The following is a 16,228-nucleotide window of genomic DNA, read 5'->3' on the forward strand; positions in this document are numbered from 1 at the left end:
CGCCTCACGCTTGAAGGGTGGCCTGAACGGCGGATTGAGCGACAGATGGGGCGGCGGATGAAGCGGTTCCGTCGACCGTGGCGACCGGCTCGAACTGCCGCACGTCGACCTGCGCCTTGGCGAACTCGAACCACGGGTCCGGCTCGCCGTCGAGCGCGAACTGCAGCTCGGCCCACAGCGCCTTGCGTCCCTCGTGGTCATCGAGGATGCGGCGCTTCACGTGGTCCAGGCCCACGCGGCTCACGTAGTGCACGGTGCGTTCGAGGTACCAGCCCTCCTTGCGATAGAGCTGCATGAACGCGCCGGTGTATTCCATGACCTCTTCCGAGGTCTTGAGCTTGACGAGGAAGTGCGCGACCTCCGTCTTGATGCCGCCGTTGCCCGCGACATACATCTCCCAGCCCGAGTCCACGCCGATGATGCCGACGTCCTTGATGCCGGCCTCGGCGCAGTTGCGCGGGCAGCCGCTGACGGCGAACTTCACCTTGTGCGGCGCATACATCCGCCACATCGCGCGCTCCAGGTCCTTGCCCATCTGCGTGCTGTCCTGCGTGCCCATGCGGCACCATTCGGAGCCGACGCAGGTCTTCACCGTGCGCAGCGCCTTCGCGTAGGCGTGCCCGCTGGGCATCCCGATGTCGCGCCAGACGTCGACCAGATCCTCTTTGCGGACGCCCAGCAGGTCGATGCGCTGGCCGCCGGTCACCTTGACGGTCGGGATCTTGTACTTGTCGACGGCGTCGGCGATCCGACGCAGCTCATCGGCGGTTGTCTCCCCGCCCCACATCCGCGGGATCACCGAGTAGGTCCCGTCCTTCTGGATATTCGCGTGACTGCGCTCGTTGATGTAGCGCGACTGCGGATCGTCCACGGCCTCCTTGGGCCACGACGACAGCAGGTAGTAGTTGAGCGCCGGCCGGCAGGTCGCGCAGCCGTCGGGCGTCTTCCAGCTCAGGCGCGCGTAGACGTCGCCCAGCTTGATCAGATGGTCCTTGAAGATGGCGTCGCGCACTTCCTGGTGGCTCAGGTCGGTGCAGCCGCAGATCGCCTTCTTCTTCGGCGCGGACGAGTAGTCGCCGCCGGCGGTGAACATCAGCAGCTGCTCGACCAGGCCGGTGCAGGACCCGCAGCTCGCGCTCGCCTTGGTGTGCTTGCGCACCTCCTCCAGCGTGAACAGGCCCTTCTCCTTGATCGCCTTGCAGACGGCGCCCTTGGTGACGCCGTTGCAGCCGCAGACCTCGTCGCTGTCGGCCATCGCCGCGGCCTTGTTGTGACCCTGGTGGCCGACGTCGCCGATGTTGCTCTCGCCGAACATCAGCTTGTCGCGGATGTCGCCGATCTTGCGGCCCTCGCGCAGCAGCTTGAAGTACCAGCTGCCGTCGACGGTGTCGCCGTACAGGCAGGCGCCGACCAGCTGGTCCTCCTTGATGACGAGCTTCTTGTAGACGCCGGCGAAGGGATCGCTCATCACGATCTCCTCGGTGCCCTCGCCGCCCATGAAGTCGCCGGCCGAGAACAGGTCGATGCCGGTGACTTTCAGCTTGGTGCTGGTCTGGCTGCCGAGGTAGCGGCCGATGCCGAACTGCGCGAGGTGGTTCGCGCAGACCTTGCCCTGCTCGAACAGCGGCGCGACCAGGCCGTAGGCGATGCCGCGGTGCGCAGCGCATTCACCGACGGCGTAGACGCGGGGATCGGTGACCGTCTGCAGCGTGTCGGTGACGACGATGCCGCGGTGGCAGTGGATGCCGGCGCTTTCCGCCAGCGCAGTGTTGGGACGGATGCCGGCGGCCATCACGACGAGGTCGGCGGGGATCTCTTCGCCGTCCTTGAAGCGGACGGCCATCACACGGCCGTCCTTGTCGCCGATGAGAGCCTCGGTCTGCGCGCCCATGCGGAAGCGCAGGCCGCGCTCCTGCAGCGACTTGCGCAGCAGATCGCCGGCTTGGTCGTCGAGCTGGCGCTCCATCAGCCAGCCGGCGATGTGGATCACCGTGACCTGCATGCCGCGCAGCATCAGGCCATTCGCGGCTTCCAGACCGAGCAGGCCGCCTCCGATGACCACGGCATGGCGGTACTTGGTCGCCGCCTCGATCATCGTGTTGGTATCGGTGATGTCGCGGTAGCCGATCACGCCTTCGAGCTCCTTGCCGGGCACCGGCAGGATGAAGGGGTTGGAGCCGGTGGCGATCAGCAGGCGGTCGTACTCGGCCTCGGTGCCGTCCTCGGCGATCACCTTGCGCTTGATGCGGTCGATGGTCTTCACCGCCTTGCCCAGGTGCAGCGTGATGCCGTTGTCCTCGTACCAGGACAAGGGATTCAGGATGATCTCGTCCAGCGTCTGCTCGCCCGCCAGCACCGGGCTGAGCAGGATGCGGTTGTAGTTGGGATGCGACTCGGCACCGAAGACGGTGATGTCGTAGAGATCGGGGAGATTTTCAGCAGTTCCTCCAGCGTCCGCACGCCGGCCATGCCGTTGCCGATCATCACGAGCTTCATCTTTTTCATGGCGGGGGCTCCGGCTGGGAGGTTCAGAGGCGCGAGTTCGGTGGCGGCGTTCATGCGGAGCGCTCCATGCGGAAGGTGGCGTTCGGGAGAGCCCGGCCCTCACCCCTGCCCTCTCCCGCAAGCGGGAGAGGGAGTGAGAGCGGTGTCTCGTTGGAAGCGGAGGGATGTGCGCGGCCGCCGGCGCCGACCCAGGTGCGGGTCCAGCGGGCCTGCATCACGCGTAGCAGACCGAGCATCACGAGCGCGAAGACGGCGAAGGCCGCGAAGCCCCACGCGTAGGTACCGGCCCACTGCTTGGACAGGCCCATCAGGTTGGGCACCGCGCCGCCGCCCAGGGCGCCGATCTCGCCGATCATCGAACCCGCCACCGCGGTGGCCGCGGGCCAGCGCAGCGGCACCAGCTGGAACAGCGCGCCGTTGCCCGCGCCCAGCGCGCCGAAGCACACGACCAGCAGCACCGTCGTCAGCACCAGCGAGCCGTCGGCCAGTCCGACCAGCAGCAACGAGACCGTCACCACCGCCAGCACCGCCGTCAGCGCGTTGATGCCGCCCCAGCGGTCCGAGAGCGCGCCGCCGGCGACGCGCACTGCCGCGCCCATGAAGGCCGCAAGCATCGTGAGCTGACCGGCCGCGACCTTGGAGACGCCGAACTGGTCGTGGTAGTAGGTCGGCAGGAAGGTCGTGAGGCCGATGAAGCCGCCGAAGGTCACCGCGTACAGCAGGCTGAAGGCCCAGCCGTCCTTCTCGAACAGGCAGGCGACATGGTCGCGCAGGCCGGCGTGGGTGTCGACGTCGGGCGGCTCCTTCGCGAAGACCACCATCACCAGCATCGGCACCGCGATCGCGGCGGCGGCGATCGCGTAGACGCTCTGCCAGCCCAGCCACTGCGCCAGCGGCGGGGCGACCAGCACCGACACCGCCGTGCCCACGTTGCCCGCGCCGACCAGGCCCATCGCCAGGCCCTTGTACTTCGGCGGGTACCAGCCCGAACCCAGCGACATCGCCACGCCGAAGCTCGCGCCGGCGATGCCCAGCAGCACGCCCATCGCGAGCAGGTCGCCGTAGCTCTCCACCATGAAGTAGCCGTAGCTCATGGCGACTGCGATCAGCGCCATCTCGACCAGGGTCGCGTTCTTGCGGCCGATGTACTGCGACAGCACGCCCAGCGGGAAGCGCATCAGCGCGCCGGCCATGATGGGGATGGACAGCATCAGGCCCTTCTGCGCGGCGGTGAGCTGGTAGGCCTCGCTGATGAAGGGCGCGAGCGCGCCGTTGAGCACCCAGATGCAGCAGGAGCAGGCGAAGTACAGGAACGCCGCGCCCAGGGTGGGGGCGTGGCCGGAGCGCAGGAAGGTGCGGAACGCTGCCATGGCGGAAGTGCTGTGGGTGGCTGGAAACGAAAAAGGCCGCGTCGAGCACGGGGCTCGGCGAGGCCTTCTGACGGATGAGGCATCGGATCGCGGACGATCCGGCGCGAAGACCGCGGAGCCGGAGCCCCGCGAGGGTGCGGCGCGTCGTTGCGCCACGCCGGGGACTCCGCAAGTCGCATGCCAGCAAGCGCGCCGGTCGGGATTTCTTCAACGCCAGAGCGCTGCAGGCTTATGCTGCGGCGCTTCGTCGACGTTGCGGCGCACACCCGTCGCTCGCTGCCGCCCTCCTCTGTCACGCCCTGGTTCCAGCCCCTGCCCGAGGCCATGTCCGACTCCCACGCACCGACCGGTTCCGATCCCGATGACGACGCGACCTTGCCGCGCCGCGTGCTGCTGCTGGGCGCCGCGGCGCTGGCCGGCGACCCCGCCGCGCACTGGATTGCGGCAGCCGTGCACCAGCCGGAGCGCGACAGCTTGGTGCGCGCCGCACAGGAACGGGACGTGGAGGCGTTCGTGCTCCATCTTGGCGGCGCGTCGCCCGGAGACGCCTCCGATCGGTCCGACATGGCGGCGCGATCGGTCACGCCGGTCGGCTCGGATTGGTTGGAGGCCCTGGAGGCGGTCCAGATCAACCTGCCGGGCGTGTGCATCGCCTCAGGCGCGCATCGACTGCCCGTCGACTTCCAGCAGCGGGCGATGGCCCTCGGCGTGCAGGTGCTGCTCGAATCGATGCCCGATGCCGCGGCGCTGCGTCGCCAGCTGCGCTGGGCCATCGGCTCATTCAACCGCTTCTCGGCGCTGCGGGCGCAACTGGACGACCGCAAGTGGACCGATCGCGCGAAGGGGCTGCTGATGTCGGCCCGGGATCTCGATGAAGACGGCGCCTTCCGCCTGCTGCGCGATGCGGCGATGCACGCGCATCTGCGGTTGGGCGAAGTGGCGCGGTCCGTCGTGCAGTCGGCGCAGCTGGCCGAGGCCGTGAACCTCGCCGGCCAGCAGCGCATGCTCAGCCAGCGGCTGGTGAAGCTGATGGCGCAGCGCGCCGCGGGCATCGAGGTCAAGCGTGCGAAGGCGCTGCAGGACGAGTCCTGCGCGCGCGTCGCGGCGAATCTGGCACGACTGCCGACGCTGGTGACGGGTCTGTTGCCGTCGACACCACCGTCGCCAGCGGCGGTCCCGGAAGGGGTGTCGATGGGGACACCGGCCCAGCTCGTCGAGCCCGTGATCAACGCCTGGCACCGGCTGGAACCGCTGCTGCTCGGCAAGCCCGCCACCGACGCGCTCGCTGCCGCCGATGCGGCCGCGCAGGACCTGCTGACGCATTCCGATGCGCTGGCGACGGCACTCGCCGCCTCGGGCGGCGGCAAGCCGCTGCACGTCGTCAACGTCTGCGGACGGCAGCGCATGCTGAGCCAGCAACTGGCGAAGGAGGCGCTGCTCGCGGACCTGCTGCCGGGTCGCGATCCGGTCGTGCTGCTCGACAGTCTGGATCGCTTTGCCGCAGGCCTCGCGGAGCTGGAGTCTTCGCCGCTATCGAGCGACGCGATCCGCGCGCTGCTCGCCGAGGTCGGCGCCGAGTGGCTGCGGCTGATGCGCAGCGTGCGCGTGACCCACGGCCGCGAAGCGGCTGAAGGACTGGCGCGCAGCAGCGAGGTGATGCTCGATCGGCTGGAATTGCTCACGGTGCATTACCAACAGAGTCTGCAGATCATCCTGGGTTGAAGGCTCCTGCACTGCCACCGCCGCTGGCCCTCACCCCTGCCCTCTCCCGCAAGCGGGAGAGGGGCCACCCCAGTGCTCCTGCTCCGAAAGGCTCGATGCATCCTCACCCCGGTGCTGCGGCTCCGAATGGCTCGGTGCACTCTCACTCCCTCTCCCGCTTGCGGGAGAGGGCGGGGGTGAGGGCCAGCGGCCTCACGCAGTCAAGCGGCCCGCGACTCCACGTGCCGATGCCGCGTGTAGAGGAAGTCGATCACCGCCTTGCGCGCATGCACGTAGGTCGGATCCTCGGCGAGCGCGACGCGATCGCGCGGACGCGCCAGCGTGACGGGCAGGATCTCGCCGATCGTGGCGGCCGGGCCGTTGGTCATCATCACGATGCGGTCGGACAGCAGCACCGCCTCGTCCACGTCGTGCGTGACCATCACCACCGTGCTGTGCGTCGCGGCGACGATCTTCAGCAGCTCGTCCTGCAGATGCGCCCGCGTCAGCGCATCCAGCGCGCCGAAGGGTTCGTCCATCAGCAGCACCTTGGGCTCCATCGCCAGCGCCCGCGCGATGCCGACGCGCTGCTTCATGCCGCCCGAGATTTCATGCGGCCGCTTGAACATCGCATGGCTCATGCCGACGAGGTGCAGCGCCTCCTCCGTCCGCGCCATCAGACGGGGACGCAGCTCGCGGCCGCCGAAGACCGACTCCACCGCCAGCAGCACGTTGTCGAAGCAGGTCAGCCACGGCAGCAGCGAATGGTTCTGGAACACGACCGCGCGCTCCGGCCCGGGCCCGGCGATCTCGCGCCCGTCGCACAGCAGCCCGCCATCGGTGGGCCTGAGCAGCCCGGCGATCAGGTTCAGCAGCGTCGACTTGCCGCAGCCCGAATGGCCGATCAGCGTCACGAACTCGCCCTTGGCGATGTCGAGGTCGATCTCGCGCAGCGCATGGAAGCGGCCCTTGCGGCTGGCGAAAACCATCTCGGCCTGCTGCACGCGGATGAAGGGAGTGCTCATCGGAATCTCCTGGTGATGCGGGGAGCGATCGACGGTGGATCGTCGCGATCAGTCATCGAAACTGAAGCGCTTGGCGAGGCTCATCAGGAACCACTCCAGCAACAAGCCCACGATCCCGATCACGAAGATCGCGATGATGATGTGCTGCACGTTGAGGTTGTTCCACTCGTCCCAGACCCAGAAGCCGATGCCGACGCCGCCGGTCAGCATCTCCGCCGCGACGATCACCAGCCACGCGGTGCCGACGGACAGCCGCACGCCGGTCAGCATGTAGGGCAGCACGGCGGGGAACAGGATGCGGGTCACCAGCTTCCATTCGGACAGGCGCAGCACGCGGGCGACGTTGAGGTAGTCCTGCGGCACGCGCTGCACGCCGACGGCGGTGTTCACCACCATCGGCCAGATCGAGCAGATGAAGATGGTCCAGATCGCCGCTGGGTTGGCGCTCTTGAACACCAGCAGCCCGATCGGCAGCCAGGCCAGCGGCGACACCGGCTTGAGCAGGCTGATCAGCGGCGACAGCATGCGGCTCGCGAATTCGAAGCGGCCGATGATGAAACCCAGCGGGATGCCGACCGCCGCCGCGAGGCCGAATCCCAGCGCCACGCGCTGCAGCGAGTTGAGGATGTTCCAGCCGATGCCCTGGTCGTTGGGCCCGTTGCGATAGAACGGATCGGCGAACAGCTTGACCGCCGCGTCCCACGTCGCGCCCGGCGTCGGGAAGGCCCCGCCCTTCATCGTCGCGACCTGCCAGACCAGCCACAGCAGGCCCAGGCCGCACACCGGCGGCAGCACGCGCATCCAGACGGCGCGCCAGTCGATGCCCGCGCGCGGCGGTCGCGCCACGGGCGCCGGCGTGGCGACCGCCTCGTTGGCCGCGTCGCGCGCCAGCGGCAAGGGCGTGGCGACGGAGACGCTCATCGCGTCGCCCGACGCGTCGTCGGAAGAATGGAAGACGGCACTGACCATGGCGGACTCCTGCATCGATCAGAAGGGAACTGGGAGAGATCTCGTCAGGCTCGGACCTTGAACGAATCGGCGTACTTCGCGGGATCCTTCGCGTCCCAGATGACGCCGTCGAACAGCTTCGTCGAGCGCATCGTCTCCTTCGGCACCGACACGCCCAGCGCCGAGGCCGCCTGCTTGTAGAGCTCGACCTGGTTCACCTGTCGCGCGACGCCGAGGTAGTCCGGGTGTTCCTTGATCAGCCCCCAGCGCTTGTGCTGCGTCAGGAACCACATGCCGTCGGACAGCCAGGGGAAGTTGACCTGGCCGTCGTTGAAGAACTTCATGTAGTTGGGGTCGTCCCAGGTCTTGCCCAGGCCGTTCTGGTAACGGCCCAGGATGCGCTGGTTGATCGCGTCGACGCTGGTGTTGACGTAGGCCTTGTCGGCGATCGTCTCGGCCATCTTCTGCTTGTTGGACAGGCTGGCGTCGATCCAGCGGCCGGCCTCGAGCACCGCCATGATCACGGCGCGCGCGGTGTTGGGGTACTTCTTGACGAAGTCGCCGGTGGTGCCCAGCACCTTCTCCGGATGGTCCTTCCAGATGTCCTGCGTGGTGGCGGCGGTGATGCCGATGCCGTCGATGATGGCGCGATGGTTCCAGGGCTCGCCGACGCAGAAGCCGTCCATGTTGCCCACGCGCATGTTGGCCACCATCTGCGGCGGCGGCACGGTGATGACCTTGGCGTCCTTCAGCGGGTTCACGCCCGCGGCGGCCAGCCAGTAGTAGAGCCACATCGCATGCGTGCCGGTCGGGAAGGTCTGCGCGAAGGTGTAGTCGCGCTTGTCCTTGGCCATCACTTTCGCCAGCGAGGCCGCGTCCACCGCGCCCGCCTCCGCCAGCTTCTTCGACAGCGTGATCGCCTGGCCGTTGTTGTTGAGCGTCATCAGCACGGCCATGTCCTTCTTCGGACCCGCCACGCCCAGGTGCACGCCGTAGATCAGGCCGTAGAGCACGTGCGCCATGTCGAGCTCGCCGTTGACGAGCTTGTCGCGCACGCCGGCCCAGGAGGCCTCCTTGGTAGGAACGATCTTGATGCCGTACTTCTTGTCGAAGCCCAAAGCGGCCGCCATCACCACCGACGCGCAGTCGGTCAGCGGGATGAAGCCGATGCGGACCTCCTCCTTCTCCGGCTTGTCCGAGCCGGCGGCGTACGCGCCGCCGCCCGGCAGCGCGGACAGGCCGCCGAGCGCGGCGCCGATGGCGAGCAGCTTGCGACGCTCAGCGCTCATCAGACCCTCCTTCGAACCGTGTTGCATCCAGACCTCCAACGAAGAACTCCAGCGGAAAAACAAAAGGCGTCGCGACCGCCCCGCTTCGTTGAAGCGGAACCGATCGGACGCCTTTGCCCAAATCTTCCAGGGGCCCTCACGCCGTTGCGAGGGCTTGCCTCGGACATTGCAGGATGCGTGCCACGGTGCGGCCGCGAGGCCGTCGAGCAGTGCCCGCCCAGAGGGGGAACGCGAGGGACGAACCGGGAGTTCGCGAGGGAAGTCTCGAGGCAGGTCGCGATCGATCCGGCCGTCGCGGAGGCACGTCGTGCACTGTCTGGCGGCGCCGATGCGCCGTTGCGGTGCGCGCCGGTGCTCAGCCGCGCAGCAGATCGTGCGCGTCGATCACGCGCCGGGCGACCTGCGCGAGCGCCTCGCCGCGGTCCATGGCGAGCCGGCGCAGGCGCTGGTAGGCCTGGTCCTCGTCCAGGCCCTGCTCGCGCATCAGGATGCCCTTGGCCTTGTCGACCAGCTTGCGCGAGGCCAGCTGCGCCTGCGTCTTGCTGAGTTCCTCGCGCAGCGCGAGGTCCTGCTCGAAGCGGGCGATCGCGACATGCAGCACCGGCGCGAGACGCTGCGTCTGCAGCCCGGCGACGACATAGGCGCTGACACCGGCCTGGATCGCGCGGCGCATCGGGGCACGGTCCTCGTCCTCCGCGAAGATGACCACGGGGCGCGGCATCCTCGTCGACAGCGTGGCGAGGTTCTCCAGCGTGTCCCGCGTGGGCGACTCGGCGTCGACGATGACGACATCCGGCTGCAGGCGCAGCACGCAGTCGTGGATCAGCGTGGCCTGCTCGATGACGCCGACGACCTCGCAGCCCTGGCGTACCAGCTCGTCGCGGAGCAGGTCGACGCGATGGGCGCCGTCGTCGATGAGCAGCACGCGCAGGCCGGCATGCGTGGCATGCACGGGGCGCGGCGGGCTGGCATCGGGGGCGGGCGGCGGCTTCACGCCGCTCACCGCGCAAGTTCCATGCCGCGCCTCACCGCCCGGGCGGAGGGCAAGCGCCATTCCTGGACCGACGCAACGGGCGTGCCCAGGGTCCTGCCAAGAAGGGGCCGCGCAAACGGGCGCTTCGCCGTACCGTCGCGGCGAGCGGCGGCCACGCCGCCAGGGAGATTGCCATGCGCTTCGTCCGGCCCCGGGTTCCCGCCTCCCTCCAACTGGTGGCGCTGATCGCGCTGCTGTCCGTGCTGTCCTTCGGCACCCGCGTCGCCGTCGCCGCCGAGTTCACCGTCGGCGCCAGCGCTTCCGGCCAGACCGCCACCAAGAACGTCCAGCAAGGCGGCGACACACGGACAGGCAGTTCGCCCGTCTGGGCCGGGGCGAACGTCAACGTGCAGGACTCGGCGGCCGGCGTGCTGCAGAACGCCGAGGGCGTCGGCTATGCGAGTGCCAGCTACGGCCACCTCGTGTTCGTGTCCCGCGCCGCGACGAGCCAGACCTCCGTCTCCGGCGCGCAGCCCGGCCTGCATGCGGAGTCCTACGCCAGCGCGTCGATGACCGACAGCTTCATCATCTCCTGCGCGACCTGCGTCACCGGCACGCGCGGCACGATGAACTTCCGGGTCGTCCTCGAAGGCGACGTCGGGTTGAGCGACCCCGCGCCAGGCCCGGGCGGGCCGCCGATCGACGGTCCCGCGCGGACGCGGTCGTACTACTGGAGCAGCAACCTGTCGATGCGCGCCGAGGGCGTGGCGATGGAGTTTCCCGGTCCCGGCACGCTCTCGCTGTATGCCTACGACTTCCGGGCGATGGTCGAGGACCAGGTCGTGGCCGGTGGCTCGCGCGAGGGCATGGGCCTCTACGACTACGCGCTCGACTTCGAGTTCGGCGCGCCCATCCACATGAACTGGCAGGCGACCGCGATGTCCTCGGCCGACCTGCGGCCCGAGGGCCATGCCACCGGTTTCCTGAGCGCCATGGGCTACGCCGCGTTCTCCAACAGCTTCTACTGGGACGGCATCTCCGCCGTCACCGATGCCGACGGCAACCTGGTGAGCGGGTTCACCGCGCTGAACAGCGTCGGCGTCGACTACGCGCAGTCCTTCGCCAACGCCGCAGTGGTGCCCGAGCCCGGGACGTGGGCGCTGATGGTCGCCGGGTTGGTCGCGCTGGGGCTGCTCGCGCGGCGTGGACACCCGCGTCGTTCCGGCGCGCCGTCGCGGATCGCATCGATGGTCGCGGTCGTGGGCGGGCTGTTGGGGCTGGGCCAGACCGCAGTCGCCCAGGAGCCGCCCGTCCCTTCCTTCGGCGTGTCCTACAACTACGAGCTGGAAGCGCCTGGCACGAGCGGACGCAGTATCCAGGGCGGCGGCGCGACCACGCCCGGCGAGGTGCGCCGCTTCGACGATGCGATCGGCTTCAGCGGCGCGACGCTGTCTTCCGACGCGCGCGTCGAGGGCTGGGGGCCGCGCGCTACGGCCACCTGCAGGCCTTTGCCAAGGGATCCACGTCGCTCGCCACCCAGGCTGCGGAGCGAGGCACCTACACCTACGGCAGCGTCACGTCGTCGCTGACGGACAGCTTCGTCATCCAGTGCGATACCTGCGCGGCGGGCACGATCGGCACGATGTACTTCCATGTCGCATTCGGCGCCGCAACGTCGCGCGATGGGGGACTGAACCAGCCGCCGGGCGGGAGCGGCTTCTACATGGCCGACACGAACTGGACGACCTCGCTGAACCTCAGCGCCGCGGGCGTCCCCGACCCGCCACCCCTGCCTCCCGATGGCTGGGGGGCCCCAACCTTGGGCAGCTCTGGCAGACCACCTATCGGCTCGACAAGCTGCACAACGGCGAGCACTGGATCGAGGACGTGACTCGCGGGTCCCTCGTCGACTCGGAGATGTGGATCCAGTTCGTCTTCGGCCAGCCGATCCGGCTCGACATGAGCCTGATGGCGGGCGTGCTGGGCGGCGTCTTCGCCGGCCCGGACACCCCGTCCTTCAGCGGTCATGGCGCGATGGAAACAGATGCGACGCGCAGCATGTACTGGGACGGCATCAGCAATGTGATCGACGCGCAGGGGAACGTGGTCAGCGGCTTCACCGCGCTGAACGCCGCAGGGGTCGATTACGCGCGCTCGTTCGCCACCGCGGCCGCGGTGCCGGAGCCCGGCACCTGGGCGCTGATGGCGGGCGGGTTGTTGGTGGTGGGACTGATGGCCCGCCGCCGGCACGCGCCGCGCGCCGCCCCGCAGGATCGCGCCGTCGCCCGGCTTGCGCGCTGCTGTGGACTGCTGGGGTTGGGTGTGAGTGCGCTCGCGCAGGCCCAATCCTTCGATGCGAACTATGGCTACACCCTCGGCGCGCCCGGCGCGACGGGCAAGAACGAAGGCGCGTACGCCTTGCTGTCCCCGGGCGAGGCGACCCGGTTCAGCGATGCGATCGGCTACAGCGACGCATCGCTGACCTCCGCCGCCCGTGTCGAAGGCTGGGCCTCGGCAAGCGCCGGTCATCTGCAGGCCTATGCGAAGGGCGCCACCTCGCTCACGGCCCAGGGGCCGGGTCAAGGCACCTACATGACCGGGGACATCAACGTCAACCTGATGGACGACTTTGTCATCCAGTGCGGCACCTGCGCGGCGGGGACCGTGGGCTCGCTGAACTTCCGCCTCTTCTTCGACGGCGTCAGGACGCGCTCGGGCGGACTGGCGCAACCCGCGACCGCCACAGGCGGCTACACGGCAACGACCGACTGGTCTGCCGCGTTCGCCATCGACGCCGAGGGCGTGCCCGGGCCGCTGGATCCCGGGCGCCTGGAGTTCCAGTTCTACCGCACCGAGTCACTGCACAACGGCGTCGGCACGATCGAGGAGAGCCCTGGCCTCTCGGCCGGCTTGCAGTTGCTGTCGATCCGGTTCGTCTTCGGCCAGCCGATCCATCTCGCCATGGGCCTGAGCGCCACCTTGAATGGCGGCGTGAACACCGGCGGGAATACCACGCCCTTCAGCGGCTACGGCGCGATGGAAACCGACGCGACGCGCAGCATGTACTGGGACGGCATCACCGGCGTGTTCGACGCGCAGGGCAACATGGTCAACGGCTTCACCGCCCTGAACGCGACGGGCATCGACTACGCGCGGTCGTTCGCCACGGCGGCAGTCGTGCCGGAGCCCGGCACCTGGGTGCTGCTGGCCGCAGGCCTGGCGCTGCTGGGTTGGCGCCTGCGCCGCCCCGGGCGATCGGCGCTGACGCAGGTCCTGTCCGCCGGCGCCTTCGCGTCGACGCCGATGCTGGCGCAAGCACAGTCGCCGGAGTTCCTCACCAGCCAGACGCTCACCACCTCGCTGGCGGGCGAACAGTTGACGCAGACCCGCGACGGCAGCCTGCGCAACGTGCGCGTCGACGGCGCGCTGACGCAGATGGCGCAGACCGCCGATCTGGCGGGCAGCGTGCAGTTGTCGACCTGGGGGCGCGCCGGCTACGGCTACGCCCAGGCCTTCGCGCACGGCGCGAGTCATCTGGCGACCACCCGCCCCGATCAGGCGGCCGAGGCCTGGGGCACGTCGTCGGCCATCAGCCGCGACAGCTTCGTGATCGACTGCGACGGCTGCGTGGCCGGCACGCTCGGCTACTTCTCGGCGCGGGTGTACGTCGACGGCGTCACGCACCTGGCCGGCGGTGTCGACAGCCCCGACGCGCTCCATGCCGGTTACGTCGACCGCGGCGCCGGGGTCAGCATCGAAGCCGAAGGCGTGCCCTGGGACACGCCACCGCCTGACTGGCCCCACGGCGAGCCCTTCCCGCCGAACAACCCCGGCCACGTGTTCGAGGGCGGGCAGCGGATGGACATCCTCTACAACGACTACACGGAGACCTTCGGCGATGCGTCGTTCGGCCCTGGCTATCGCCACATGACGGTGTTCTTCATCTTCGGCCAGCCCATCCACCTCCAGCTGCAGAGCAGCGCCGGCGTGATGGCCGTCGTGTCGGCACGGGGCCAGCCTTCGGTCGACGGTTGGGCGATGTCGACCACGGACTTCTCCCGCTCTACGTTCTGGGACGGCCTCGACGGCGTGGTCGACTCGAGCGGCGCACCGTTGCGCGAATTCACCGCGCTGAACGCGGCGGGCATCGACTACCGTTATTCGTTCGCCGCCGCTGCGGCGGCGGCCGTGCCGGAGCCGGCCACCTGGGCGCTGATGGCCGCCGCCATCGCGGCGCTCACGTTGCGCGTCCGGGTCCGCCGTGGCGCCGGCCGACAGAACGCCGGCCCGGGGACCGCGTGCCGGACGCGATCCGCCGCTCCCGGCCGCCCGGTGTCGCGCCTGCTGCTGGCGCTGGCCGTGCCCGCATTGGCCTGGCCCACGATGGCGAGCGGCACCGCCGAGACTTTCGCCTCGACCAGCAACCGCGTGATCAGCCAGCTCGGCGAGGAATGGGACGCCGACAGCCGGTGGCCGGTGGACGGCCCCGCCTTCTCCTCCTCGTCGGTGATCGACATCGGCGCTGCCCACACGGCCAGCGGTTTCTCCCGGACCTGGGCGCTGGCCCGGCCGGGCGAATACGAACTGTCCCTCTCCGGTGCCGCGTTCACCGCGGCCAACGGCGAAGGCGCCTGGATCTACAGCGAGGGCGGCAGCTCGGCCTTCCGGCGCGACCGCTTCGTCGTCACCTGCCCGACCTGCGTGGACGGCACACGGGGCAGCCTCACGATCCAGCTGCAGGTGGGCGCGACCATGAACTGGCGTGGTGGCGCATTGCCGAACTCCGTCAGTCCCAACTACGGCGGCATCGCGAACTGGTCGAGCGCCCTGCGCATGCATGTGGACGGCATCGAGGACGCGCAAGGGCAGACGATCTACAGCCAGCTCTACACCGGCACCGACTACGAGTTCGCCAACGGCGTGCTCACGACGACCACCGGCGGCAACCACGCGCCGGGCCGGCAGTCGCTGACGCTGGACTTCATCTTCGGCCGGCCGGTCGACTTCGTCTGGAGCGCTTCGCTGAGCTTCATCTTGGGCGCGGGGCACTACGAGCCGCACGACGCGACCTCCTGGGCGTCGATCGACATGTCCGTCGGCCGCAACGACATGTATTGGGGAGGCATCACCTCCGTGCTCGACGGCAACGGGCAGCGCATCGCCGGGTACCGGGCGCTGAACGACGAGGGCATCGACTTCGCGCAATCGATGGCCGTCGTCCCCGAGCCGGGCACCTGGCTGCTGATGGCAGCGGGGCTGGCCGCAGTGTCCGGACTCGCACGCCGCCGTCACGCCGCACGGCGGGGCCGGTCCTGCGGGATCGCCGCCACGGCCGTGGCACTGACCACCTTGATGGGAACGGCCGGCACTGGCGCGCAGGCCGCCGATTTTTCGATCGGCGGATACAGCTACAGCCGCTCCGCCGTCGGCGAGCAGGAGGACCGCCTGGACTTCCGGGGCTCCCCGGGACCGATTCGGCAGTCCTTCGCCAGCGAGACCTTGGACCAGGCTGCCGGCCACACCAGCATCACGCAAGGCAAGGCCTCAGGCCTGTTCAGTTACGGGAGCGCGCACCTGAGCGCCCAGACGACGGCCTTCCTCGACAGCCGCGACGGCGCCGGCTCGGCCTACAGCGCCGCGATGGTGGGCGGCCAGTGGAGCGACCGCTTCTTCCTCGCCTGCGCCGGCTGCGAGACGGGCGCCGCGGGCTTCATGACCTTCCGCATCGTCGTCGACGGCGTGCGCTGGCCCGACGGCTATGCCTCGGTCACGCAGGGCTCCGGCGCCGTCTACGATGCCCAGACGCATTGGCAGACCTCGCTGGTCGTGAACGCACCGGGCGTGCCCGTCGATCCGGGTGCCACGCCTTTCCGCTTCGAGGCCTACGAGAGCGCCGCCTTCCACAATGGCGACCGCACCCGCGACGGCAGCCCGGTCGGCGCCGGCACCTACACCTTCACGGTGCCCGTCACCTTGAACCAGGCCGTGGACCTGAGCTGGGCCAGTTCTCTGTACGCCACCGCCACCGTCGGCCTCCTCGACACCGATACCCGCATGACGGGCTGGGCCTCCAGCGTCACCGACTTCTCCAACAGCTTCCACTGGGACGGCATCCTCGCCGTCACCGACGCCCAGGGGCAGGCCTTGCCGGGCTACAGCGCCTTCAACGATCGGGGCATCGACTACGCGGCGTCGCTGGCCGTGCCGCCAGTGCCCGAACCGGGCACCTGGGCCCTGATGGTCGCCGGGCTGGCCCTGCTACTGCTCGGCCGGTCGCGGCGCCGCTCGCCCTGACCTCGCGACGCGGCCGGCGTCTCCTCCGGCTACCCCATCCCGCACGGACCCCGGGATTAACCGCCCTTCGCCGCTGAACAACCTCGGGCATCTCTCGTTTACGTAAACGTCAACCGGAATCTA

General features: G+C 69.4%; 8 protein-coding genes and 1 pseudogene. 3 read left to right on the forward strand and 6 right to left on the reverse strand.

The window, feature by feature from the left end; translation table 11 throughout:
• Positions 1-4: 4 nt before the first annotated feature.
• Positions 5-2,505: pseudogene (gene nirB, locus ACQ859_RS29400) on the reverse strand (nitrite reductase large subunit NirB).
• Positions 2,506-2,555: 50 nt separating this feature from the next.
• Positions 2,556-3,875, reverse strand: coding sequence for an MFS transporter (locus tag ACQ859_RS29405; protein ID WP_431263948.1), 1,320 nt, complete (start codon positions 3,873-3,875; stop codon positions 2,556-2,558).
• 324 nt (positions 3,876-4,199) lie between these two features.
• Here ACQ859_RS29405 and ACQ859_RS29410 point away from each other — a divergent pair, with 324 nt between their 5' ends.
• Entirely contained in the window at positions 4,200-5,597 is a 1,398-nt protein-coding gene (locus tag ACQ859_RS29410; RefSeq protein WP_431263949.1) for a type IV pili methyl-accepting chemotaxis transducer N-terminal domain-containing protein, read from the forward strand.
• Between the two features lie 200 nt (positions 5,598-5,797).
• On the opposite strand, the gene ACQ859_RS29415 is transcribed toward ACQ859_RS29410, so the two are convergent.
• The 4 genes from ACQ859_RS29415 to ACQ859_RS29430 all read right to left on the reverse strand — a co-directional run bounded on the left by ACQ859_RS29415 (position 5,798) and on the right by ACQ859_RS29430 (position 9,841).
• Positions 5,798-6,601 carry an ABC transporter ATP-binding protein gene (locus ACQ859_RS29415; protein ID WP_331614702.1) on the reverse strand — a complete coding sequence of 268 codons (804 nt, stop codon included), beginning with the start codon at positions 6,599-6,601 and terminating at the stop codon, positions 5,798-5,800.
• A gap of 48 nt (positions 6,602-6,649) precedes the next feature.
• Positions 6,650-7,570, reverse strand: coding sequence for a nitrate ABC transporter permease (gene ntrB, locus ACQ859_RS29420; RefSeq protein WP_431263950.1), 921 nt, complete (start codon positions 7,568-7,570; stop codon positions 6,650-6,652).
• 44 nt (positions 7,571-7,614) lie between these two features.
• Positions 7,615-8,838 carry a CmpA/NrtA family ABC transporter substrate-binding protein gene (locus ACQ859_RS29425; protein ID WP_431263951.1) on the reverse strand — a complete coding sequence of 408 codons (1,224 nt, stop codon included), beginning with the start codon at positions 8,836-8,838 and terminating at the stop codon, positions 7,615-7,617.
• 355 nt (positions 8,839-9,193) lie between these two features.
• A complete protein-coding gene (locus ACQ859_RS29430; protein ID WP_431263952.1) occupies positions 9,194-9,841 on the reverse strand; it encodes an ANTAR domain-containing response regulator in 648 nt (215 codons plus the stop codon).
• A 164-nt stretch (positions 9,842-10,005) separates the two neighbouring features.
• Between ACQ859_RS29430 and ACQ859_RS29435 the strand changes: the two genes are divergently transcribed.
• A complete protein-coding gene (locus ACQ859_RS29435; RefSeq protein ID WP_431263953.1) occupies positions 10,006-11,400 on the forward strand; it encodes a PEP-CTERM sorting domain-containing protein in 1,395 nt (464 codons plus the stop codon).
• Positions 11,401-11,698: 298 nt separating this feature from the next.
• On the forward strand, positions 11,699-16,105 hold the full coding sequence (locus ACQ859_RS29440; RefSeq protein ID WP_431263954.1) for a PEP-CTERM sorting domain-containing protein: 4,407 nt from the start codon (positions 11,699-11,701) through the stop codon (positions 16,103-16,105).
• Positions 16,106-16,228: the final 123 nt, after the last annotated feature.

The organism is Roseateles chitinivorans (genome assembly GCF_050632235.1).
GTDB classification, from domain to species: Bacteria; Pseudomonadota; Gammaproteobacteria; order Burkholderiales; family Burkholderiaceae_C; genus Roseateles; species Roseateles chitinivorans_A.